The following is a 21,533-nucleotide window of genomic DNA, read 5'->3' as shown; positions in this document are numbered from 1 at the left end:
TTTGAATAGAAAAATCGAAATAATTGTTGAACCCTCACCTGTGAATATCTCACACGATACGTACCGTCGAGAGTGCCAATATACGCGGGGGATTCATATTGAAGAACAAGAGTTCAAAGCCATTTTAGCTACAATGTGCCACGATTCACGCTTGTATTTTGATTTCCACAATCCTCGTAAAGAGATTAAACAAGGAACATATTTAAATGGACACTCCGGTCTAGCACGTGATATTTTTGATTATTATAAAAGAAAAGACGGCACTGAAATTACTGAGCTCATGAACGGCAAGGATTTTTATGTGAAAATAATTTAAAAAGCGACGTAGACTCAATACTATTTCATCATGTCTACATCGCTTCAGACTATAGACAAACTCGGCAAAAGTCGAGTTTACCTATAGTCTTTTTTCTTTCCCAACAGAAAGCAAAAATATTTAATGCCACGCGCTTTCGGCGGACGAACAAGCTCGCATCCGCTACACTTTGTGCTAGGACTGGCTGGCTCGTTCTTACGCAGGAGTGTCGCAGTTTTTTTCTCTCTATATCGAATCAGAGAGTCGTGTCTAAAAAATAATTCCGATTGCTTAAGCGGTACCACCTGATCGCTAAGCCGTACTAGAAGCTAGATGCATCTTATAAAAAGACATGTATTAACTACTTCAAAATCCTAAAAACGTGTTTCAGTTTTCTATCCTTTAATTTTTATACTTTAAATGAATTCGTTTTTTCTTGTAAATCCTCCGCCATTTTAGAAAGTGTTGACGTAGATGCTGTAATCTCCTGCATAGAGGCTAGTTGCTCTTCTGTAGCCGCTGAAATATTTTGTGTCCCTACCGCAGAGCTTTGCGCAATTCCATTGATTTGTTCGATTGATTTAGACATTTGATTAGCTCCTACAACCATCTGTTGTACGGAAGAGGATACTTCTTGAATTTGAACAGCTACCTCATTAAAGGCAGATTGAATTTTTTCAAAAGATTCCCCCGCTATGTTCACATTGTGAATACCTGTTATGACTTCATTCGTTGTGAACTGCATGGAGTCTACTGCTTTATTTGTTTCGGCTTGAATTCTTATAATAAGTTCAGAAATTCTGTGTGCCGATACAGATGATTCTTCAGCTAATTTTCGCACTTCTTCCGAAACGACCGCAAAGCCCTTTCCATGTTCTCCTGCTCTTGCTGCCTCAATTGCTGCATTTAATGCCAGTAGGTTGGTCTGTGCTGCAATACCTGTAATGACTTCAACGATTTGTCCAATTTCAGCCGAGCGCTCACCCAAACCACTAATGACATCATTTAAACTACCAATAGATGTTTGAATCGCATTCATTTGTTGAACAGCGGTTTTAATAATATCATTTCCTTCCACTGAAAGTTGTTCTGCTTGGATAGCTGCCTCTGAAACGTTAGTAGAATTTTCAGCTATTGTTTGCACACCATGTACCATTTGAGTCACAACATCTGATGTTTCTATAATTGTTCTCATTTGCTCGTCTGAACCGCTTGCCACATCTAACGTCACTGACGCAATATGTTCACTTGCCTCACTTGTTTGTTCCGCACTCGCCGTAAGCTCCGACGAGAATGCCGCCATCTGGTCGGAAGTTTCTTTTACCTGACCAATTAAGTCTCGTAAATGAGCAATCATATTAATAAACGAAGTAGTTAAGACCCCTAGTTCGTCCTTTGAATCATAGTCTATATTAAAATTCAATTCTCCAGCCTCTGCTAATTGTACAGCAATTTTCAATTTTTCAATTGGCGTAATTAAATATTTTCGTACACCTATAAAACCAATTACAACAAACAGAATCCCTAAAACAATTGAAATGATTAAAGAAATTAGCGTTCCTTTACTTGCTTTAGCTTTACTTTCCATATTTAAATCACCTGCATGTTTTTGATTTAAATCTGTTAACTCCACGCCTTTATTGTTAATTTGTTCGACTATCGGCTTAACCTTTGAATTAAACAAGTTTATTGCTTCCACATTCTTATTAACAGTACTTAGTTGTAAAATTTGCTCCATTCTGGCTTTAAACACAGGATAGAGCTGTAGCAGGTCAGCTACAATGGCATCCTCATCTGACTGTAATTTAGCCGCTTTCAGTAGCTGAAGATTTTCTTCATTCGCTTTAAGAGCTTTCTCTATTTCATCTTTAATTTGTTTATTTGTTGCTTCATCTACAGTTAAAAAAGAAAGATACATATCTGAAGTGATAACTCGATTATTAATTCTATATTGAGTCAAAACAAGGCTTGGTTCTAGTCGGTTTGTAAAAATATCCTCTGTATTCTTCTCCAGTGATTTTATTGTGATATATCCATTTAGCTGAATAATACCAATTGTTAAAATAGATATACCCATTAATAGAACTAACTTTTTAAACATGGATAAATTGCGTAACATGGTTAATACTCTCCTTTTTGAATTCAGTTATTTAGTGCAAATTCTAATGAAAGACATTGAATCAAACATTAGTATGGGTCCATGCCGATATGTAAATGCCAGCATAGAGACTAACCCGTTTCTAATCCCATGGCTTCTTTATATTTGGTCTTTTTTGCATACTCCTATACCGTTAAACATACTTACAACTAATACAGATTTTGCTGAATATATTAAAACCCTTACTTTCTAACCTCTTTTTAAATTAAATTAAATAGTATATTTACCTATTCTAAATCTCTATATCGACGAATTATAATATTATTGAACTAAATTTTATAAAATGATTTAATTGGGTATTTAATACCAACAATAAATTATAATGTAACAAAAATGGTTCTTTTTGTTTAAAAATAACATTTTGCATAAAAAAGAGAAGTGAAATTCCACTTCTCCAAACTTTTTATATTGTTATTTTTTAACCCTCGATGATTCATCTTCTAATATGGTAGAAGGATGTGTTGACATGGACCCATTGAAGCTACAAAAACGTTTCCCCTTATTAAAGCCTTTTAATGACTTGCATACTGAAGGCTATTTGTTTAATTTTGACAATAAGCTCTATGAAATACCAAAGCACGCCATTACACGAGATGAACTTGAGCTATTGCGCATTTTCTCAGGTCCACTTATTATTTCTACCTTGCAGGACACCGATTGGCATCAGTATTTAACCAATCAAACCAATACAATACCTGCTGCTATTCAGGACCACCGCTTATTATTTTTACACTTTGACAAGGTTTTTACAGACCTTCACCTCCTACGGACAACACTTGAGGCACTGTTAGGTAAGGAAATATTATTAATGTCGTTAAATGAGCATTTATTTGTAGTTATCGAACAAATTACAGACGATGAGCCACTAATATTCACTTACTTTATTCATCTCTTGTGTGAAGATTTAGAAGCAAAATTAAAAATTTTTGTGACAGATGTTATATCAGATATTACCGTGACAAAAGCAAGGTTTAGTTGGCTTTCATCATTACAATCATCAATTTGGCATCATACTTCCAAGCATGTACTTACACAACAAGAATTACTTATTCCTTATTTAACACTTCAGTTAGACTCACAGGAAAAAGCTATTTTCAGTGCTTCGATTTTAAAAGAAGCTGTTGAACACCCAGACTTACTGCAAACCGTCAAGCAAGTCATTCAGTATGAAGGCAATATTTCATTTGCAGCTAAAAAATTATTTATGCATCGTAATACCTTACAAAATCGACTAGAGAAGTTTCATATTCTTACGCTCAAGGATATTAGACAATTCGAGCAAAGGCTTGAGGTGTTTCTTGCCATTACCCTCTTTGAATCCTTGTAGGTGTATGGCACATTGCACAGTTGTTGAGACAAAAACTGTGCAGAATTGCTCTGTTCAGAAACATACTATTTTTTTACACTATCCATATCACTACTAAAAGAAAGGATGTTGCCATGACGGAATTACGCTTGGAGCATATCTATAAGATTTACGATAAAAATGTGCAAGCTGTAACGGATTTCCATTTGCATATTCACGATAAAGAATTCATTGTCTTTGTCGGCCCTTCAGGATGTGGGAAAACTACAACACTTCGTATGATTGCGGGCTTAGAAGATATTTCGAAAGGTGAATTTTACATTGATGATGTCCTTATGAATGATGTGGAGTCAAAGGATCGGGGTATTGCTATGGTTTTCCAAAGCTACGCCTTATACCCCCATATGTCGGTTTACGATAATATGGCATTTAGCTTAAAGCTTCGAAAAGTCGATAAAAAGGAAATCGACCGACGCGTGTTAGAAGCCGCAAAAATTTTAGGCTTGGAAGATTACTTAAAACGTAAACCTAAGGCATTGTCAGGCGGTCAAAGACAGCGTGTTGCACTAGGGCGCGCCATTGTCCGTGATGCTAAAGTATTTTTAATGGATGAACCCCTTTCTAATTTAGATGCGAAATTACGTGTGCAAATGCGTGCAGAAATTCAAAAACTACATCAACGTATTCAAACAACAACGATTTATGTAACTCATGACCAAACAGAAGCGATGACAATGGCCACACGTCTCGTAGTGATGAAAGATGGGCTCATTCAACAAATTGGCGCGCCAAAGGAAGTATATGATTATCCAAATAATATGTTTGTAGCAGGTTTTATTGGATCACCCTCGATGAATCTATTTCATGGACAGCTCACTGAAAATGAGGTAAAGATAGGAGATTTCAACTTACCTATTCCTGAAAGTTATTTAACAATACTAAAAGACCAAGGCTATCTAGGAAAAGATATCGTGCTCGGAATACGTCCAGAGGATTTACAACTTACATCCACAACTTCTTCTTATACGTTTGACACAATGGTAGATGTAGCAGAGTTACTAGGTGCTGAGGTTTTCCTCTACGCTACATTAGCAGGGCAATCATTCACCGCACGTGTAAATGCCGATACACAATGTCACCCAAATGACACGGTAAGCTTAAGAATAAAGGACAACAAAATACATTTTTTTGACCCTCAAACAGAAGTACGTATTCATGAATGAACTGAGGTTGTGATCGCAACCTCAATTTTTACGTTTTACAACCTTCTTATGAAGGCCCTCGATGGCAGCGCGTGTCGTGTCTAGATAATTGATTGTTTGTTCATAGGAACTAGTAGCCACAGCCATAAATAGAATATCAATAACATGTAGTTGAGCAAGCCGTGATGATGTGGCACCACTTCTAAAAGTTGCTTCTACATTTGGCGATGTATATAAACAAATATCTGCTAGGCTAGACACTAGCGAATTGCCGTAACGCGTTAAACTAATGGTTGTCGCTGGTGTTTCACTAGCTATCTCTAAAATTTTTGCCACTTCATGTGTTTCACCAGAAAATGATATCCCCACTACCACATCCCCTTCCTCTGCATTTACTACTGCTGTAGCTCCTAAATGCAAGTCCATTAGTGCCGTACTATTTTTATTAATACGCAAAAATTTCTGGTCTGCATCCATTGCCGCAATACCTGATGCACCAACGCCAAAAAAGAAAATCCGCTTAGCCTGCGCTAGAGATGTCACCGCTCTCAATAACTCTTTGTCATCTATTAAGTCTGCAGTTTCCCGTAAAATTTGACTACTTTGGGTCGTCACCTTTTCTACAATAGTTTGTAATGGTTCATTTGGTTCAATATCACGATCATCTACCATTTCGCGTTGTAAATCTCCTGCAATACGTAGTTTCAACTCTTGTATACCACTAACATTTAACGATTTACAGAGACGAATCACTGCTGCACCACTTGTTTTACTTGCTTCCCCCAATTCAACAGCAGTCATTTTAATGGCTTTCGTCGGATGTTCTAAAATGTAGCTAGCTACCTTTCGTTCTGAAGGGGGAAGCCGCTCCTCCATTTCTGCCAGCATAATTAACCCTGCATTGATTTTCTCCATTTACTATCAACTCCGTTTTCCAATATGTAATGCAACGACAAATATCTTATGGATTTTGGAGCTAGCTGTGCCAGCTCCACCTGTTAATGCCCAGATACACAGTACAAATAATTGGCTCTGTTTCCTTTTTTTACTTCCTGTTCTTTAACTCCATCGCTGTCCGTACATGTCCTTCAGATTGGGCTAATAATCGTTCTGCTTCTTCATAAGTCGTCTCCATCAAAAGCATGATGATGGCTGGTTTCACTTTATAATCCGTTTGCGTCAATACGCTTTCGGCCTCTTGATAGGAAACACCCGTGGCATCACAAACAATCTTTTTTGCCCGTTCGCGTAATTTAACATTACTCGCATGAACATCCACCATTAAATTTTTATATACTTTCCCAAGTTTAATCATTGTTGTTGTTGTGATCATATTAAGAATTTGTTTATGGGCAGTTGCTGCCTTTAGTCTGGTAGATCCTGTTAAAATTTCTGGTCCTGTCATTACCTCTATCGCTATATCTGCATATCTACTAATCATTGATTGTGGATTACTCGTTAAGCTTACCGTTTTCGCCCCGATTTGTTGCGCATAAACAAGCGCACCCTTCACGAATGGGGTTCTTCCACTTGCGGCTATTCCAATAACAATGTCCTTTGCCTGTAGGACACGATGTTGTAGTGCCTCTTGTCCCAAGGCTTCATTATCCTCTGCACCTTCGACAGCGACTACGACTGCGTCTAAGCCACCTGCTAACACCGCCTGTACGAGCTCCGATGATGTACTGAAAGTCGGTGGACACTCGACTGCGTCTAGTAAACCTATGCGACCACTCGTTCCTGCTCCTACGTAAAATAATCGCCCCCCGTTTTTTATAGCTATAATAACTGCTTCAATCGCACGCTCAATTTCAGGTAACACTTTGGCGATTGCTTGCGGAATCTTTACATCATCCTCATTCATAAGCCGCACAATTTCAGTGATAGACATTAAATCTAAGTTTGCCGTTTTTGGATGATAGCCTTCTGTTTCCAACTTTGTCAATCGATCCATCGAAGTCAGATTCCTCCTGCCTTATCTTCATTATCTAAATCACACTACATTCTTCTGTCATTGAAGGGATGTCGATTAAAAATTGGAGTATACCCTTGCTCCTTTCTTTCACTAAGTTCACGTAACTATTGAGGTGCATTACTTCACTGCTCCGGCTGTCAACCCTTCCATGAACTGTTTAGAAGCAATGAAGAACAAAACAATCATAGGCAACGAAGCCAGTGTTAAACCTGCAAATAGTGAGCCCCAATCCGCAGAATGCTCTCCAAAAAGCGACATCATCCCTACCGGAATTGTGCGCTTTACCTTATCAGTAATGAATATAAGCGGGAAGAAAAAGTCATTCCAAGCAGCGATAAAATTAATAATGACTACAGTGCCAAGCGCCGGTCTCATTAAAGGTAACACCACATGCCAGAGCACACGCAAATTACCGGCCCCATCAATACGTGCAGCCTCTTCTAGTTCATACGGCATTGTCCTGAAAAATCCAGTTAAAATTAACATTGTTAATGGAATACCTGTAGCAATATTCATAAAAACCAATGACCATAGTGAATTAATAAGCCCCAAATCACGCATTAAAATAAACAATGGTACAATCCCCAGCTTAATGGGAATCATCATTCCTAATAAGAAGATGAAAAATAAAGCATTATTCCAAGAAAATTTAAAGCGTGCAATATAGAAGGAAGCCAATGAACAGATTATGACAATCAATACAACTGATACAATGCTTACAAAGACGCTATTCATGAAATACGTTGTAAACGGAATTTTTGACAATAATGTACGGTAAGTATCTAAGCTAAAGCTGGTCGGTAATCCTAAAGGATTTTTGTAAATTTCAACACTTGTCTTAAAAGATGATAACATCATTAATAAAATAGGATATAAACTAATTGTCGCCATAGCAAATACCACAATATAATAAAACGGTCGTGTCCAAATTGCGCCCTGCTTCATCTATGCACCTCCTACATCTGCACGTCTTTTTTGTTCGCAAAACGTAAAAACACCGTTGTGCAAATCAAAATGAATAAGAATAAAACCGTGGCTAATGCTGAACCTAAGCCAATCGCCGTCGTACCTGATGCTGTAGAGCTACCAAATGCTAAACGGTAAAAGAATACTGCCAACGTATCAGTTGAATAATAGGGTTCACCCATTGACCCTTGCATTGCATAGACAAGCTCAAAGGCTTCAAATGATTGAATGAAAGTTAACACACCCATAATCGTAATTGAAGGTACCATTAATGGCAGATAAATGGTCCGTAATAACGTAAAACCCTTCGCTCCATCTAACCTCGCAGCCTCTATTAACTCAGCTGGGATGCTCTGAAATCCTGCTAAGAAAATTAATACCCCAAAGCCGAGACCAAACCAGCAGTTTACTAAAATAATGGCGATTAATGCTGTATTGGGATCCCCTAACCATGCACGTTGTAAGCTCTCTAAGCCGATTTTCTCTAAAATGATATTCAATGTGCCGAAATTGGGATTCAATATTAACTTCCCTAAAAATCCTACAACAATCACTGATAATAATCGTGGTAGAAAAAATGCTGCTTTAAAAAACTCTGCGCCTTTGATTTTTTGGTAAATAATAAAGGCAAGAAATAGGGCGAGACCATTCATAACGACCATTTGTAATACAAAATACAACACATTATGTTTGAAAGCGTTCCAAAACATGGATCCATAAGGCTCTGTCGTAAATAATGTCACGAAATTTTGAAAGCCTACAAAATCTCCTCTCGACATACCTTTCCACTCGAAAAAACTATAGGACAGAGCCGCTAAAATTGGATACAACACAAACATACCGTATATTACTAGTGCCGGGATTGGAAACAAATGTATGGTCCACTTCGCCCAAGATTTTTTCTTTTTCGAAGGCATAACTGTCACTGTTTTCAATTTTCGAATACCCCCTGTCATATCCTAGACGGTAAGACCCCACCTACTTCTTGAGAAGTGCTAGTGGGGCCCTACTTAAAAACCAGAAATCGTATGAAATTTCTCTATCTTTGTGTTGGCCATAATATCTGTTCTCGTTAAGTAATAAGTGTAAGTAAGCAAAGTTTACTTCACGCTCTCAAAGCTAGCGCCAAAACTACCACAGCATATGGTGTCTTTTTTATTTTGATTTATTTTTGGAATGGCGCGAACCATGTTTTTGCATTATCTTGCACTTTTGCCGCAACATCCTCTTGCTTCACTTGACCTAAATACATACCTTGCAACTCCGTTTCTAACACGGTTTTCGTTGTTGGATCTCCACCAGTAAAGTTGGTTACCCACATGTAAGGTGTCGCTTCACTCTCCGTTGATTTACTTAAATCATTTAACAATGCATTGTCAGATGAAATGCCAGGAATTGCACTAATCATTGAGAATTCCTTGACGAATAGCTCACCAAATTCTTTAGTTGTTAAAAATTCTAAAAATACTTTCGCTGCTTCTTTATTCTCGGAATTTGCATTTATCGCAAAAGAACCATCCACCCATGTTGTCACCGTCTTAGTTCCCATTTTTGATGGAATCGGGAAGTAGCCGAAATCTAAATCTGGATTCATTTCTAGCACAACTGGTATCTCCCAGCTTCCTAAAGGAAACATCGCTGCTTCTTCCAGCACAAAAAGTGTGCGTATATCATCCATACCTAATCCCTCTGAATTTGCAGGGAAATACTTTTTCAAATCATTCATTACTTGAAGGGATTCTATGAATGCTGGGTCAGTAAAATCTTTTTCACCTGCAAGTACTGCCTTGTAAAAATCATTTCCTTCATAAATTGCTGGCCCGACAATACCGTGTAGTAGAGATAATAGCCAGCTCTCCTTTGTTCCCATTGCAATAGGTGTAATGCCTTTTTCTAATAAAGTATCATTCAATTGCATAAACTCATCCCAAGTTTGCGGTACTTCCAGCCCATTATCTGCGAAAATCTTTTTATTGTAGAAGAACTGTGTGGAACTTAAATTAATCGGAACACCATATTGATTGCCCTCCGCATCTTTTGAAGCAATTAATGCTTCTTCTGGATATGTGCTTAATTCCTGTAAATCGTTAATTTTTTCTACGAAGCCTGCTTCAGCTAACTTTAAACCTGCTGCGTATGGACGTAAGTGAAAAATGTCAGGTCCTTCCCCTGCTTGTAATGCAGTATTAAGCACTGTATTGTATTCAGTATTTTTTGTTGGATTAAAAGAAACTTTGATATCAGGATGTTTCTCATTGAATAAGGCAATGACTTTTTCATATTTGGCAACATCCTCTGTCCGCCAACTACCAATCGTTAATGAAACTTCTTCGACTCTATGGTCATCCGTACTTGAAACAGGCGCTGTCTCTTTTGCTGGCTCCTCATTTGAAGAACAGCCTACTAAAGCCGCCACTATTAATAATGGCATCATAAAGAGCCATTTGTTGATCTTTTTCATAACCATGCATCCACCTTTCATGTAATTAGTTCTTCAAAAATCATCGTATGAATTTTTTCTCTAATCTCCATAAAACCTCTGTCTCTTCCATAATGCACAGCATTTGTTAATAAAATGACGAAAGCCTTTTTCACCGGATCCATCCATATACTTGTACCTGTAAATCCTGTATGACCAAAAGATCCCTTTGTCCACCCCCTACCGAAGCACTTCAATACATCACTTCCATTCCAAACCTCGAAGCCAAGTCCTCTGTTTTCAATAATATTTGTATACGCTAAGGTCATCCAATCGAACGGTATAACCGACTGCTGAGTAATGCCTAACCAATATTGTGCAAATGTTGCTAAATCTTCTGCACACGAAAATAAACCTGCACTACCGCTTACTTCTTGAAGTAGTAACGCCTTCTCATCATGAACAATTCCCTGTACAAATTTACTTTCAATCTTTTCTGTTGAAGCCGCTTGCATTTGTTGCTCTTTTGACAGTTTATACTGTGTATCATGCATGCCCCATGGCTTAGCAATTTCTCTATCTACGAAATAATCAAGAGACTGCCCTGAAACCTCTTCGATGATTTTGCCTAATAAAATCATACTCAAATCACTATAGAGTACTTGCTTGCCCGGTTGAGTGATTACACCCGCTGATAATACTTCCCCCATGATATCCCGTTGATGATGTCTTTTTACAGGTGGATCTAAATCTGCTACTAGTCCCGAACTATGCTGTAAAAGATGCTGAATATTTACTGTAGGATATTTAAAATCCGGCAAGAAGGTTTGTACGGTATCTGTGAGCTTTATTGCATTCCTACTAAGTAATAACAAAGTTGCAGGTAATGTCGCCACGACCTTGGTCAATGATGCCAAATCAAATAATGTATGGGTTGTTATTTGTTGTGTGCTTAAATTTGCAGCACTATAGGCGCCAAAGCTTTGCGTCATAATGCGCGTATGTTGTTGTTGTATGATGAGGACGCCGCCTGGAATCTTTCTCTCTGACACTAAACTTTTCATAAATGTATGAACCAAATTAGCACCCCACAGATAAAATTCTTAATTTTCTGTAAATAAATCATATAAAATAAAATGCTAAACAACAACACATTTTTTAAAATATTTTTTTAAAATTTATGCATAATATCAAAAACTAAAAGAGCCAACCTTCCACATTGAGTGAAAAAGATGACTCTTGATATCAATAATAAATTGTAATTTTTAACTATTTTTCGGTGGAACTAATTCAAACATCGTAGTGTTATGTTCTTTCTGGGCAAATAAAAAGAGTTACTCTCCAAAAAATGGAGATATAACTCTTAAATCTTAAAGATCTGCTACTTGTGCGCTAACATCTTTATTATTGTAAATTTCAGTATCCAACTCTTTTGTAACACGTGCCGTTGCGACACCTGCCGTCATCGAACCACTTACATTCAATGCAGTACGACCCATGTCGATTAATGGCTCAACAGAGATTAAAATACCCGCAAGTGCTATTGGTAAGTCAAGTGCTGATAATACTAAGATTGCTGCAAATGTTGCACCACCGCCCACACCTGCTACACCAAAGGAACTGACTGCTACTACTGCAATAACAGTAATGATGAACACTGGGTCTAGTGGATTGATGCCGACTGTTGGAGCAATCATAATGGCAAGCATGGCAGGATAGACACCCGCACAGCCATTTTGACCAATCGATAATCCAAACGAACCTGAGAAGTTTGCAATACCTTCTGGTACACCAAGTCGCCCTGTTTGCGTTTTAATATTCATCGGTAACGCACCCGCACTTGAACGAGAAGTGAAGGCGAATAATAATGTTTCCGCTGATTTTTTTAAATACGTAAATGGATTTAAGCCACTTAACGAAATGATTAGTAAATGTACAAGTAACATAATGATTAATGCTACATAAGAAGCAATTACAAATTTACCCATATTGTAAATCGCACCGAAATCTGATGTTGCAACTGTACGAGCCATGATAGCTAAAATACCATATGGTGTTAAGCGTAAAACAATTGTTACGACACCCATAATAAGTGCATAGATTGCATCTAGTCCTTTTTTAATCGTAGCGCCTGTTGCTTCATCTTTACGTGCTACACGTAAATAGGCGAAACCTAAGAATGCTGCGAATATAACAACAGCAATCGTCGATGTTGAACGAGCACCAGTTAAATCAAGGAATGGGTTCGCTGGGAACAATTCAATAATTTGTGTTGGTAAATCGGGTGCTGTCATGCCACTTGTTTTTTCTTCCAGATATGCACCACGTTCAGTTTCAGCATCACCGTGCATAATTTGTGTTGCATCAAGATCAAAAATGGTCGCTGATAGAATACCAACGCCCGCTGAAACAGCTGTTGTACCAATTAAAATGGCTAAAATAAGTGCTGCCATTTTCCCAAAGTTTTTGCCAATAGTCATTTTCGTAAAGGCAATTAAAATGGAGATGAATATTAATGGCATCGCGACCATTTGAAGCAATTTTACATAACCGCTACCAATGATGCTGTACCACGGTGTTGTTTCGGCTAAAACTTGCGAATCAATACCGTAAAATAATTGAAGTCCAAGACCGAGTGCGATACCCAAGCCTAGACCTGCAAAAACACGATTTGAAAATTTCACGTGCTTTTTGTTCATAACATATAAAATTCCAACGAACACAAGCAATATGGCTACGTTGAGAATGACTTGTAAAGTTGACAATCGAAAGCCCCCTAAGATGTTTTATGATAATGTAAATCGAATTATATACCTACAATACCTATTAATCAAGTATGTTTTATTAAGTTTGATAAATTTCTAATTTATAAGTGATCGGTTTCTTTTGATTATGCCCCTAAAACACAATATAATGAATTTAGTTTAAAGCTAAACTTTTTTTCAGGAAAGAGGAGAAGATTGAGTGGGAAATTACAAAACAAAGTAGCTATTATTACAGGTAGTGGTGCAGGTATCGGCAAAGAAATCGCACGTAAATATGCTCAAGCAGGTGCGAAGGTAGTTATTGCAGACTGCAATGAAGATGCTTTAAAGACAACAGTCACTGAATTTAACGAGGCTGGTTATGACGCCTTTGGTGTAAAAGTAAACGTCGATGCAGTTGTTCATTTCGGTCGTATAGATATTTTAGTCAACAATGCAGGAGTTGGTGACAATATGCAGGCTACAGCAAATGTGCAAGATACGGTATGCCAACGCGTTATGGACATTAATGTAACAGGGATGATGCGTGCCATACGCCAAGCCTTACCAGTACTTATCGAAAATGGTGGCGGAACAATTGTCAATATGGCCTTGATTGCTGGTTTAACGGGTGGACGTGGTGGTCTAGCTTATACAAATGCTAAACATGCAGTTGTTGGCATGACAAAAAACATCGCTTCACATTACGGCCCACAAAATATTCGTTGCAATGCCATTGCACCGGGGCATGTAGAAACAGGCTTTGCCGCTGCGATGACCAACGTAAATCCATTCGGAATGGAGCAATCAGTTCGTGGCGTAAGCTTAATGCCAAAAGCAGGACAAGTTTCAGATATCGCCAATATTGCACTATTCCTGGCATCTGAAGATTCTGGTCTAATTAATGGTGTAGCAATAGCAGCTGATGCTGGCTGGAGTACTTATTAAGGAGTAACCCAACAACGAAAAGAAACCTGCCTCTTTTAATGAACGAGGTAGGTTTCTTTGCCATTGATAAGATAACAGCTTCCTGAGATTTTCTTGCATTCTTTTTTGATGCGAGTAATCGCATCTGATAATTGTTCAACAGAGTCAAACTGTCGATGTTCATTTGTAACTACTGCAATAGAAAGTGAGGTACAGGTGAAGGGTTGTAGTTTACCTATTCTATTTGGAACTTGTAAATGTACAATGTCTTCAAGTTCGTAAAATCCTAAGATTTGCGAATCAAACTCGTCAATAATCCGCTGACAAATTACCCTTACCTCATAATGTGGAACGATGGCAACAAAGTCATCTCCTCCAATATGCCCTAGAAAATCATGTGTCCCAGCTATATTCTTTTTCAATATTTCCGTTAAATAACGCAGTATTTTATCACCCTTATTAAAGCCATACGTGTCATTATAGGATTTAAAATGATCTAAATCAAAATAAATGAGACTATATTGCCGAAACTCCAAGGTTTCTTCTAGCTTGTCATCGATTAATTTATTGCCAGGTAAACTACTAAGAGGATTTAAGAAGCTCGCAATAGCTACCTGTGTTTCTACCAACTTTAACAATAGTTCTCGAATGCTAACAACCCCAAAAAAATAACCATCCTTCGTCACAATTACATCGTCATATAAATCTTCTGCCGGTCGTTGCATCGCTTCTGTACTTACTTCCGTAATAGGTATGCATCTATCAACAATTAGCGGATTTTCTTTAATAATAAGCTGATTTTGGCGACCCATAAATAAATTATAGCCATAACGTGTACCAATTTTTTGATAGAAATGTGTGCGTGTTATATGTCCAATTGGTCTACCTTCTTGAACAACCACAACACTTCGCATTGACGGATTACTTGTAAAAAGTAAATCTACCTCTTTGTTTTTTACATATTCATCAATACAAGGAACGTTCTCAATGACTTCCCCTATTTTCATGGTCACCCATCCTTATTTTCCCCAAATGTATGTCCTTTGCAGGCTTCCCTAATGCATATCCTTGTGCGTAATGGATGCCTATTTGATGTAAATAATCGAGCTCCTCTTGACGTTCAATGCCTTCTGCGATGATTTTGGTTTCAGCTTGTACAGCATACTTCATTAGCAATGTGACAAGCTGCTGTTGTTCATGATTTTTATCTATAAATTGAATTAATGAACGATCTAGCTTAATAAACTCTGGCTTTAAATAAATAAGCGTTTTTAAGCTATTGTAGCCAGAACCTACATCATCCACTGCAATACGATAGCCCTGTGAACGATAATTTGATAATACCCGTTCAAACTCCACAAAATCGATTACTGCGCTACGTTCCGTCAACTCAAAAACAACCTGCTGTGGTTTTATGCCAAGCTCCGTTAACAATTGTAGTGTTTCACCACTATGATACTTTTTATCTAATAATACATTGGGATGAATATTAAGAAAAAGCATAAAATCTTTGTGCATTATATCTCCGGGCAATCGTTCTTTAAAACGTTGCAAGGATAGGTTACGACAAAAGCATTCAAATAAAAACACACAATCTGTTTGCCCTACAAACTCATAAAAATGGTCGACATTGCTAAACAAATCTGAAGCCTCCGGTCGATTTAATGCCTCAAATCCCATCGTTTGCTTTGAATGCAAATCGACTATCGGTTGAAAATATGTATGCAAATCCTTGTCTTGGATGATTTTTTTTAATGCCTTTAATCGCCTCATATATAAAGTATTGTTTTGATGCTGGTCATAAAGATATTTTATATAGGAAAATAAACTGCTTGATTTTACACTTTGTCTCACAACAGACTCCATTCTCGCACCTCTTAAATTGGTTATTAATAGCTATTGTACGCTTCCATTGTAAATGTACTGTGAATAACATGTAAAAAGAGCTAGTGCGAATACTCCTACCAAAGCAAGGCGTAGCAGTCGCTAGAAAAAGATCATCCATTAGTTTTCCTTAATTATAGTAATATTTACATGAACGACATTATATGACATTCTATTTATTTGATATAATTTACGAATAGTGTATGCTTGTTATAATAGTATTTTATTACCTTTTATAAGAATTTGTGTTTCATTTGGTAGAACAATGATAGATAATCAATTTTGTTCTTTATAGGAAATACCTATTTAGATAAAGTGAAACTTCAATCACTGGGCCAGTGATTGTTCGTTGAACCAATCGGGCTTTTACGGTCAGTTGATTGCCCGTTTTACTTTACTCGTTCTCAGCTTTCAAGTTGAGGCGGGTTTCTACTGACCGTTAAAGCGGGGTAAAGTGAAACTTCAATCACTGGGTTTTCTTCCCCAGTGATTGTTCGTTGAACCAATCGGGCTTTTACAGTCAGTTGATTGCCCGTTTTACTTTACTCGTTCTCAGCTTTCAAGTTGAGGCGGGTTTCTACTGACCGTTAAAGCGGGATAAAGTGAAACTTCAATCACTGGGCCAGTGATTGTTCGTTGAACCAATCGGGCTTTTACAGTCAGTTGATTGCCCGTTTTACTTTACTCGTTCTCAGCTTTTAAGTTGAGGTGGGTTTCTACTGACCGTTAAAGCGGGATAAAGTGAAACTTCATTCACTGGGTTTTCTTCCCCAGTGTTTGTTCGTTGAACCAATCGGGCTTTTACAGTCAGTTGATTGCCCGTTTTACTTTACTCGTTCTCAGCTTTCAAGTTGAGGCGGGTTTCTACTGACCGTTAAAGCGGGGTAAATTATTATCAAGGGAGGATCACGTGAATGAGATTGTCTATTCAACAACTATTGGAGAACAAAGGAATTGAAGCAAAATCTGAACACCTTGAGCTACTTAAAACACGATGGGAAGGCATGCAATCACTTCGTAGCAATTTAGAAGGCATTGCCATTGATGACGCGGATATCGCTATTCGCAACATACCAGGAGGTGACCATATTGACAACTGATTTACATTTGAAATCTGTAGAAGAATTGGCACCCTTAATTGAACATAAAACACTCTCTCCCGTCGAACTGACGAAGGCAATTTTAAATTTCGCTGAGGAAAGTCAACCAAAGATCAATTCTTATATGGCTTTTTATCATGATGAAGCTTTAGCTCATGCTAAAGAAGCAGAAAAAGAAATTTTAAATGGGCAGTATCGCGGCATGTACCATGGCATTCCAATGGCATTAAAAGATAATTTATATTTTAAAGATAAAATAACAACGATGTCCTCGAAAATTCATAAGGATTTCGTGTCACAATATGATGCGACTGTTGTGGAAAAGCTCCGTGATGCGGGCGTTATTTTCACTGGAAAATTGAGTATGCACGAGTATGCTTGGGGTATTACAAATAACAATCCTCATTACGGACCTGTACGGAACCCATGGGATTTAGATAAAATTCCAGGTGGCTCTAGCGGAGGCTCTGGTGCAGCTGTTGCAGCAGGAGCGAGCGTTGCTTCATTAGGCACAGATACAGCAGGTTCAATTCGTATCCCTTCATCTGCATGTGGAATTGTTGGTTTAAAGCCTACTCACGGTCGTGTTAGTAAATATGGCTGTTACCCACTTGCTTGGAGTCTAGATCATATCGGTCCAATGACAAAGACAGTCAAAGACGCTGCTGGTATGCTTGAAATTATTTCAGGCTTTGATCATCGTGACCCAACATGTGTGGATGTAGCAGCTGATAATTATGTACAGCAGCTTTCAGGCAATGTTAAAGATTTAGTCATCGGCGTCAATGAGGATTATTTCTTTAATCGCGTAGATTCAGATGTGGATCGTGCTGTTCGTGCAAGCATTCAAAGTTTAGTTGACCAAGGAGCAAGGGTTGAGGTTGTAAAAATTCCATCCTTACAGTATGCAGAATGGGCTGAGCTCATTACATCCCTTTCGGAGGCAGCTGCTATTCATCACTCTGACTTACTGAAAAGACCACAAGATTTCGGGGATGATATTCGTCTATTATTTGAACTTGGTGAATTACCTTCTGCTGTTGATTATTTACAGGCTCAACAGGTACGTAGACAAATCAAGCAAGAATTCACCCAAATTTTCAATCAGGTTGATGTAATGATTACACCAACCTTACCTGTTGTAGCTAGTAGTATCGGAGATGATTTTGCCGAACTAAATGGCGAAAAAGTAGATTTGATTGACAATATTATTCGTTTTACTGGTCCTAGTAACTTAACAGGTTTACCGGCACTCTCTGTTCCTTGTGGTTTCAAAGGCAACTTACCTATTGGTCTACAAATCATTGGACCAGCCTTTAAAGAAGGCCGTATCCTAAACGTTGGTTATGCTATTGAACAAACGAACCCGATGAAAAACAGAAAGCCTAATATTTTCGCTAACATTTAAAATAGTAGATACTATGTAGCCGTCCATTCGTGGGCGGCTTTTTACTTTATTAACCCCTTTTGTCCAACAACCTGTTCCCCGAAGCAGCTCGGTGCTTGCCCGCGGAAAGCGCCCACCTGTAGCGGAATATCCCTATATGATTAGGAACAATTCCTTTATTTTTTTAGTTAATATTCGCCGTTATGAAAGTGAATTATGAAATTGATTCATTTAAGTGATAATAGATTTTATAATAAGTATATAAACTATTAACTCAAATCCATTACCAGAAAGGTTGCTAGATCCCCTTATGAACGTAAAAAACTTTTTACAACTACCTATTACCAAGGCATTTACAGTCGTTGCTGGTCGCAATGGTTTACATAAACCTGTTCACAATGTAGAAATTCTAGATTTTGAATTTTCGCCTGATATACAAACTGTTAGAGAAACGGTTTTCACACCAAATAGCGTTGTTCTAAGCAGTTTATTATTTGCAAAACAAGAGCCCGAGTATTTATTAAATGCTGTGAAAAGTCTTATCCAGCTAGATGCTAGTGCTTTAGCTTATAAGCCAGTTATTTATAATGATTTGCCAGAAGAAGTCCTCGCCTTGGCAGATGAACATCATTTCCCGATATTACGATTTGGTGGGGATGAATTTTTTGAAAAAATCATTTTAGAAACAATGGCTTTTGCGAAAACACAAGATTACACATTCTTTTTAGCAACCATCATGGGACGTCTAATTAACGAGGAACTATCGGATGAACAAATAAAATCCTTTCTACAACAAATGAATAAAACTTTTGAAAAGTATGTGTTTGTTGCAAATGTTCAAATGAACCAAATGGTTAATACGCAATGGATGGAAAACTTTTTCAACTTAGAGCCTCTATTGAAATCAGGCATTATATGTACTTTTAAAAAAAGCATGTTTATCCTGATGACCCATCCATCTCAGCAGCTTCAATTTGAAAAGCTACTTAACGAATGGCTAACGATGTATGATATTGCAACAGAGAATCTCTTTATTGGTTATAGTAATGTACATTTAACAGAGGTAAAGCTTCATCTAGCCGTTCGGGAAGCCTACTTCTCTCGTATCATGGCAGAAATTTACACAATCCCTACTTATCATTATAAAAATCTGGCATCTGATTGTCTGCTTATTGAATTGCATCGTAAGGACGCACACTTTGCTATGGATTATGTGAATAATTACTTAGGCCCCCTACTAGAGAATAAGGTAGACCCTGATTTAATGAACACAGCTATAACCTTTGTGATAAAAAAAGGAAATATTAAAGAAGTAGCTGTTGCACACTTCTGCCATCCTAACACCATACGCTATCGCATGACAAAAATACGCCAACTAATAGCTCCTTTAGAAAATGATTATGTATTTTATGAACGCTTATCGACAGCCGTTAAATTGTACTTACTACATAGCAAAGTTAAAGAATGATTGTCAGCTTTGGAATAAGTACAAAAAAACGCCTGAAAGTTTAGAATTACAGTCAAATTATTTTCTTCCTTCTCATGCTATCCTTATTTAAGTCAGGAGGAAGAAAGATGAAACAATACATAGCTGATGGTATGCTACTTGTTACTGCAATTGTTTGGGGTAGTGGATTCGTGATTACTGCCATCGCATTAGAATATTTAACTGCTTATCAAGTAATGGCAGGAAGGTTCTTATTAGCTTCCATTATACTGACAGTCTTATTTGGATACAGATTAAAAAAGGCTAGTAAATCAGTTATATGGAAAGGTGTGCTATTAGGCACTATATTATATATTGCCTTCGCTCTTCAAACAGTTGGTTTGCAATATACAACACCATCTAAAAATGCATTCTTAACCGCTGTTAACGTCATCATTGTACCAATCATTGCCTTTGCCGTTTATAAACGACGTATTGATGGCTATGAAATAATTGGCTCGATGATGGCGATTGTAGGGATAGGTTGTTTATCATTACAAGGATCTATGACGATGAATATTGGTGACATCTTGTCACTAGCATGTGCGGTTGCCTTTGCATTTGATATTTTTTGTACAAATCTTTTCGTACAAAAAGAAGATGCTATTGCACTCACGATTATTCAATTTATAACAGCATCATTCATAGGAATCGTGGTAGTAATCAGTACAGGTGAAATACCAGCAACACTTGAAAAAGAAGCCATCTATTCAATTGTCTATTTAGCCATTTTTTCCACTACGATTGCTTACCTCTTTCAAAATGTGGCAAATCAATATACCACGGCTACAAAAGCAGCAATTATTCTATCAACTGAATCCTTTTTCGGTATGGTGTTATCGGTAATATTTTTACATGAAGTACTAACTGGCCGTATGATTATCGGTGCGGTGCTAATTTTATTGGCTATATTAATCGCAGAGATTAAGCCTGCTTATCCAAAAAAACGACTGCTAAATAGCTAAACAAAAGTATTTTTCTACAAAATGAATGTTAAATAGTTTCAGCCTGCTGGAGCTATTTTTTTGTCTCTAGTGATGATTTTGACTAGTAACAATACTCGTGGTAATCCCAACCATTAATACTGTAATAATAGAAAGCAATAACGTACTAGAAGACAAAAGGAGCCCGCCAAATACGATGACGATTGAATCAATAAAAAAAATCAGGACTCCAACATTGATGCCTGTTTTATCACATAGAAACTGAGCTATAAGATCAGTACCACCAGTGCTTGTCTGAAATCGAAGCATCAAGCCAATACCAAAGCCAACAAGTATACCTCCTAAAATCGCACTATAGACAGCATCGATTTCAATCATGTTACGAACTGGCTTTAACAAATCAATAATAAGTGAAGAAGCGATTAATCCATGTACACTATTATAGAAATAAGCCCTATATTTAAACCAAGCAATAATAAAAATTGGAATACTTAAAATGATAATCATCAAGCCAATTTTTAGCTTATATAAATAATGTAAAATTAAAGCTAATCCCACAACTCCTCCATCTAAAATTTCATAGGGTGTTAAGAATAGATTGATTCCTAACGATAAAGAAATACTACCGATAATGATGACCAAGCCTTTCTTTAGAAAAAGCATACAACCTCCCTCCGAGCACTGAGCATGTACTATATTATGAAAGAATGGAATTGAACAGACTTTACTATGAGCAAAAA

The 21,533-nt window shown here is 37.5% G+C and carries 19 protein-coding genes; 8 read left to right on the top strand and 11 right to left on the bottom strand.

Features of this window, described 5'->3' with window-relative positions; genetic code table 11:
* Position 1 precedes the first annotated feature (1 nt).
* Positions 2-316, top strand: a complete 315-nt coding sequence (locus C9J35_RS13770) for a hypothetical protein (RefSeq protein ID WP_054767925.1) — start codon at positions 2-4, stop codon at positions 314-316.
* Between the two features lie 388 nt (positions 317-704).
* On the opposite strand, the gene C9J35_RS13765 is transcribed toward C9J35_RS13770, so the two are convergent.
* The gene (locus tag C9J35_RS13765; RefSeq protein ID WP_107924954.1) at positions 705-2,414 is read right to left on the bottom strand and encodes a methyl-accepting chemotaxis protein; all 1,710 of its coding nucleotides are present in this window, start codon (positions 2,412-2,414) and stop codon (positions 705-707) included.
* A gap of 505 nt (positions 2,415-2,919) precedes the next feature.
* Between C9J35_RS13765 and C9J35_RS13760 the strand changes: the two genes are divergently transcribed.
* Positions 2,920-3,780, top strand: a complete 861-nt coding sequence (locus C9J35_RS13760; RefSeq protein WP_107924952.1) for a PucR family transcriptional regulator — start codon at positions 2,920-2,922, stop codon at positions 3,778-3,780.
* Between the two features lie 113 nt (positions 3,781-3,893).
* The gene (locus tag C9J35_RS13755) at positions 3,894-4,982 is read left to right on the top strand and encodes an ABC transporter ATP-binding protein (protein ID WP_107924951.1); all 1,089 of its coding nucleotides are present in this window, start codon (positions 3,894-3,896) and stop codon (positions 4,980-4,982) included.
* 21 nt (positions 4,983-5,003) lie between these two features.
* Here the strand turns inward: C9J35_RS13755 and C9J35_RS13750 are convergent, their stop codons facing one another.
* From C9J35_RS13750 to C9J35_RS13720, 7 genes are all read right to left on the bottom strand, one after another.
* A complete protein-coding gene (locus C9J35_RS13750) occupies positions 5,004-5,876 on the bottom strand; it encodes a MurR/RpiR family transcriptional regulator (RefSeq protein WP_107924949.1) in 873 nt (290 codons plus the stop codon).
* A 130-nt stretch (positions 5,877-6,006) separates the two neighbouring features.
* A complete protein-coding gene (murQ, locus tag C9J35_RS13745; RefSeq protein ID WP_107924947.1) occupies positions 6,007-6,915 on the bottom strand; it encodes an N-acetylmuramic acid 6-phosphate etherase in 909 nt (302 codons plus the stop codon).
* A 138-nt stretch (positions 6,916-7,053) separates the two neighbouring features.
* Positions 7,054-7,881 (bottom strand): carbohydrate ABC transporter permease, encoded by an 828-nt coding sequence (locus tag C9J35_RS13740; RefSeq protein WP_054767921.1) that lies wholly within the window; start codon positions 7,879-7,881, stop codon positions 7,054-7,056.
* Between the two features lie 11 nt (positions 7,882-7,892).
* Positions 7,893-8,819 (bottom strand): carbohydrate ABC transporter permease, encoded by a 927-nt coding sequence (locus C9J35_RS13735; RefSeq protein ID WP_107925019.1) that lies wholly within the window; start codon positions 8,817-8,819, stop codon positions 7,893-7,895.
* Positions 8,820-9,067: 248 nt separating this feature from the next.
* Positions 9,068-10,363: an ABC transporter substrate-binding protein gene (locus C9J35_RS13730; RefSeq protein ID WP_107924945.1), complete on the bottom strand. Its 1,296-nt coding sequence runs from the start codon at positions 10,361-10,363 to the stop codon at positions 9,068-9,070.
* A 17-nt stretch (positions 10,364-10,380) separates the two neighbouring features.
* Positions 10,381-11,400: a serine hydrolase domain-containing protein gene (locus tag C9J35_RS13725; RefSeq protein ID WP_054767920.1), complete on the bottom strand. Its 1,020-nt coding sequence runs from the start codon at positions 11,398-11,400 to the stop codon at positions 10,381-10,383.
* A 291-nt stretch (positions 11,401-11,691) separates the two neighbouring features.
* Entirely contained in the window at positions 11,692-13,086 is a 1,395-nt protein-coding gene (locus C9J35_RS13720; RefSeq protein ID WP_107924943.1) for an L-cystine transporter, read from the bottom strand.
* 195 nt (positions 13,087-13,281) lie between these two features.
* Here C9J35_RS13720 and C9J35_RS13715 point away from each other — a divergent pair, with 195 nt between their 5' ends.
* Positions 13,282-14,013, top strand: a complete 732-nt coding sequence (locus C9J35_RS13715) for an SDR family oxidoreductase (RefSeq protein WP_107924941.1) — start codon at positions 13,282-13,284, stop codon at positions 14,011-14,013.
* A 35-nt stretch (positions 14,014-14,048) separates the two neighbouring features.
* On the opposite strand, the gene C9J35_RS13710 is transcribed toward C9J35_RS13715, so the two are convergent.
* Positions 14,049-14,999, bottom strand: coding sequence for a GGDEF domain-containing protein (locus C9J35_RS13710; protein ID WP_107924939.1), 951 nt, complete (start codon positions 14,997-14,999; stop codon positions 14,049-14,051).
* On the bottom strand, positions 14,977-15,858 hold the full coding sequence (locus C9J35_RS13705; protein WP_054767919.1) for an EAL domain-containing protein: 882 nt from the start codon (positions 15,856-15,858) through the stop codon (positions 14,977-14,979). Before C9J35_RS13705 ends, C9J35_RS13710 begins: the two co-directional genes overlap by 23 nt.
* A 932-nt stretch (positions 15,859-16,790) precedes the next feature.
* On the opposite strand from C9J35_RS13705, the gene C9J35_RS13700 reads away from it, so the two are divergent.
* The 4 genes from C9J35_RS13700 to C9J35_RS13685 all read left to right on the top strand — a co-directional run bounded on the left by C9J35_RS13700 (position 16,791) and on the right by C9J35_RS13685 (position 20,814).
* Entirely contained in the window at positions 16,791-16,976 is a 186-nt protein-coding gene (locus tag C9J35_RS13700) for a hypothetical protein (protein ID WP_107924938.1), read from the top strand.
* Entirely contained in the window at positions 16,966-18,384 is a 1,419-nt protein-coding gene (locus C9J35_RS13695) for an amidase (protein WP_107924936.1), read from the top strand. The genes C9J35_RS13700 and C9J35_RS13695 overlap by 11 nt, the downstream gene beginning before the upstream one ends.
* A 289-nt stretch (positions 18,385-18,673) precedes the next feature.
* A complete protein-coding gene (locus C9J35_RS13690) occupies positions 18,674-19,831 on the top strand; it encodes a PucR family transcriptional regulator (RefSeq protein WP_107924935.1) in 1,158 nt (385 codons plus the stop codon).
* 107 nt (positions 19,832-19,938) lie between these two features.
* Positions 19,939-20,814 carry a DMT family transporter gene (locus C9J35_RS13685; protein WP_107924934.1) on the top strand — a complete coding sequence of 292 codons (876 nt, stop codon included), beginning with the start codon at positions 19,939-19,941 and terminating at the stop codon, positions 20,812-20,814.
* A 66-nt stretch (positions 20,815-20,880) separates the two neighbouring features.
* Here C9J35_RS13685 and C9J35_RS13680 read toward each other — a convergent pair whose 3' ends face one another.
* Positions 20,881-21,456, bottom strand: a complete 576-nt coding sequence (locus C9J35_RS13680) for a YitT family protein (RefSeq protein ID WP_054767918.1) — start codon at positions 21,454-21,456, stop codon at positions 20,881-20,883.
* Positions 21,457-21,533: the final 77 nt, after the last annotated feature.

The sequence above is a fragment of the Lysinibacillus parviboronicapiens genome (assembly GCF_003049575.1).
GTDB lineage: Bacteria > Bacillota > Bacilli > Bacillales_A > Planococcaceae > Lysinibacillus > Lysinibacillus parviboronicapiens.
This window is presented reverse-complemented; position numbering and strand designations above follow the sequence as displayed.

Bases quoted from the DNA above. Each gene is read 5' to 3' on its own strand.
- C9J35_RS13735 (WP_107925019.1), bottom strand. From the start codon at position 8,819: ATGCCTTCGAAAAAGAAAAAATCTTGGGCGAAGTGGACCATACATTTG.
- C9J35_RS13705 (WP_054767919.1), bottom strand. From the start codon at position 15,858: ATGGAGTCTGTTGTGAGACAAAGTGTAAAATCAAGCAGTTTATTTTCC.
- C9J35_RS13730 (WP_107924945.1), bottom strand. From the start codon at position 10,363: ATGAAAAAGATCAACAAATGGCTCTTTATGATGCCATTATTAATAGTG.
- murQ (WP_107924947.1), bottom strand. From the start codon at position 6,915: ATGGATCGATTGACAAAGTTGGAAACAGAAGGCTATCATCCAAAAACG.
- C9J35_RS13710 (WP_107924939.1), bottom strand. From the start codon at position 14,999: ATGAAAATAGGGGAAGTCATTGAGAACGTTCCTTGTATTGATGAATAT.
- C9J35_RS13755 (WP_107924951.1), top strand. From the start codon at position 3,894: ATGACGGAATTACGCTTGGAGCATATCTATAAGATTTACGATAAAAAT.
- C9J35_RS13680 (WP_054767918.1), bottom strand. From the start codon at position 21,456: ATGCTTTTTCTAAAGAAAGGCTTGGTCATCATTATCGGTAGTATTTCT.
- C9J35_RS13685 (WP_107924934.1), top strand. From the start codon at position 19,939: ATGAAACAATACATAGCTGATGGTATGCTACTTGTTACTGCAATTGTT.
- C9J35_RS13700 (WP_107924938.1), top strand. From the start codon at position 16,791: ATGAGATTGTCTATTCAACAACTATTGGAGAACAAAGGAATTGAAGCA.
- C9J35_RS13690 (WP_107924935.1), top strand. From the start codon at position 18,674: ATGAACGTAAAAAACTTTTTACAACTACCTATTACCAAGGCATTTACA.
- C9J35_RS13760 (WP_107924952.1), top strand. From the start codon at position 2,920: ATGGACCCATTGAAGCTACAAAAACGTTTCCCCTTATTAAAGCCTTTT.
- C9J35_RS13750 (WP_107924949.1), bottom strand. From the start codon at position 5,876: ATGGAGAAAATCAATGCAGGGTTAATTATGCTGGCAGAAATGGAGGAG.
- C9J35_RS13765 (WP_107924954.1), bottom strand. From the start codon at position 2,414: ATGTTACGCAATTTATCCATGTTTAAAAAGTTAGTTCTATTAATGGGT.
- C9J35_RS13740 (WP_054767921.1), bottom strand. From the start codon at position 7,881: ATGAAGCAGGGCGCAATTTGGACACGACCGTTTTATTATATTGTGGTA.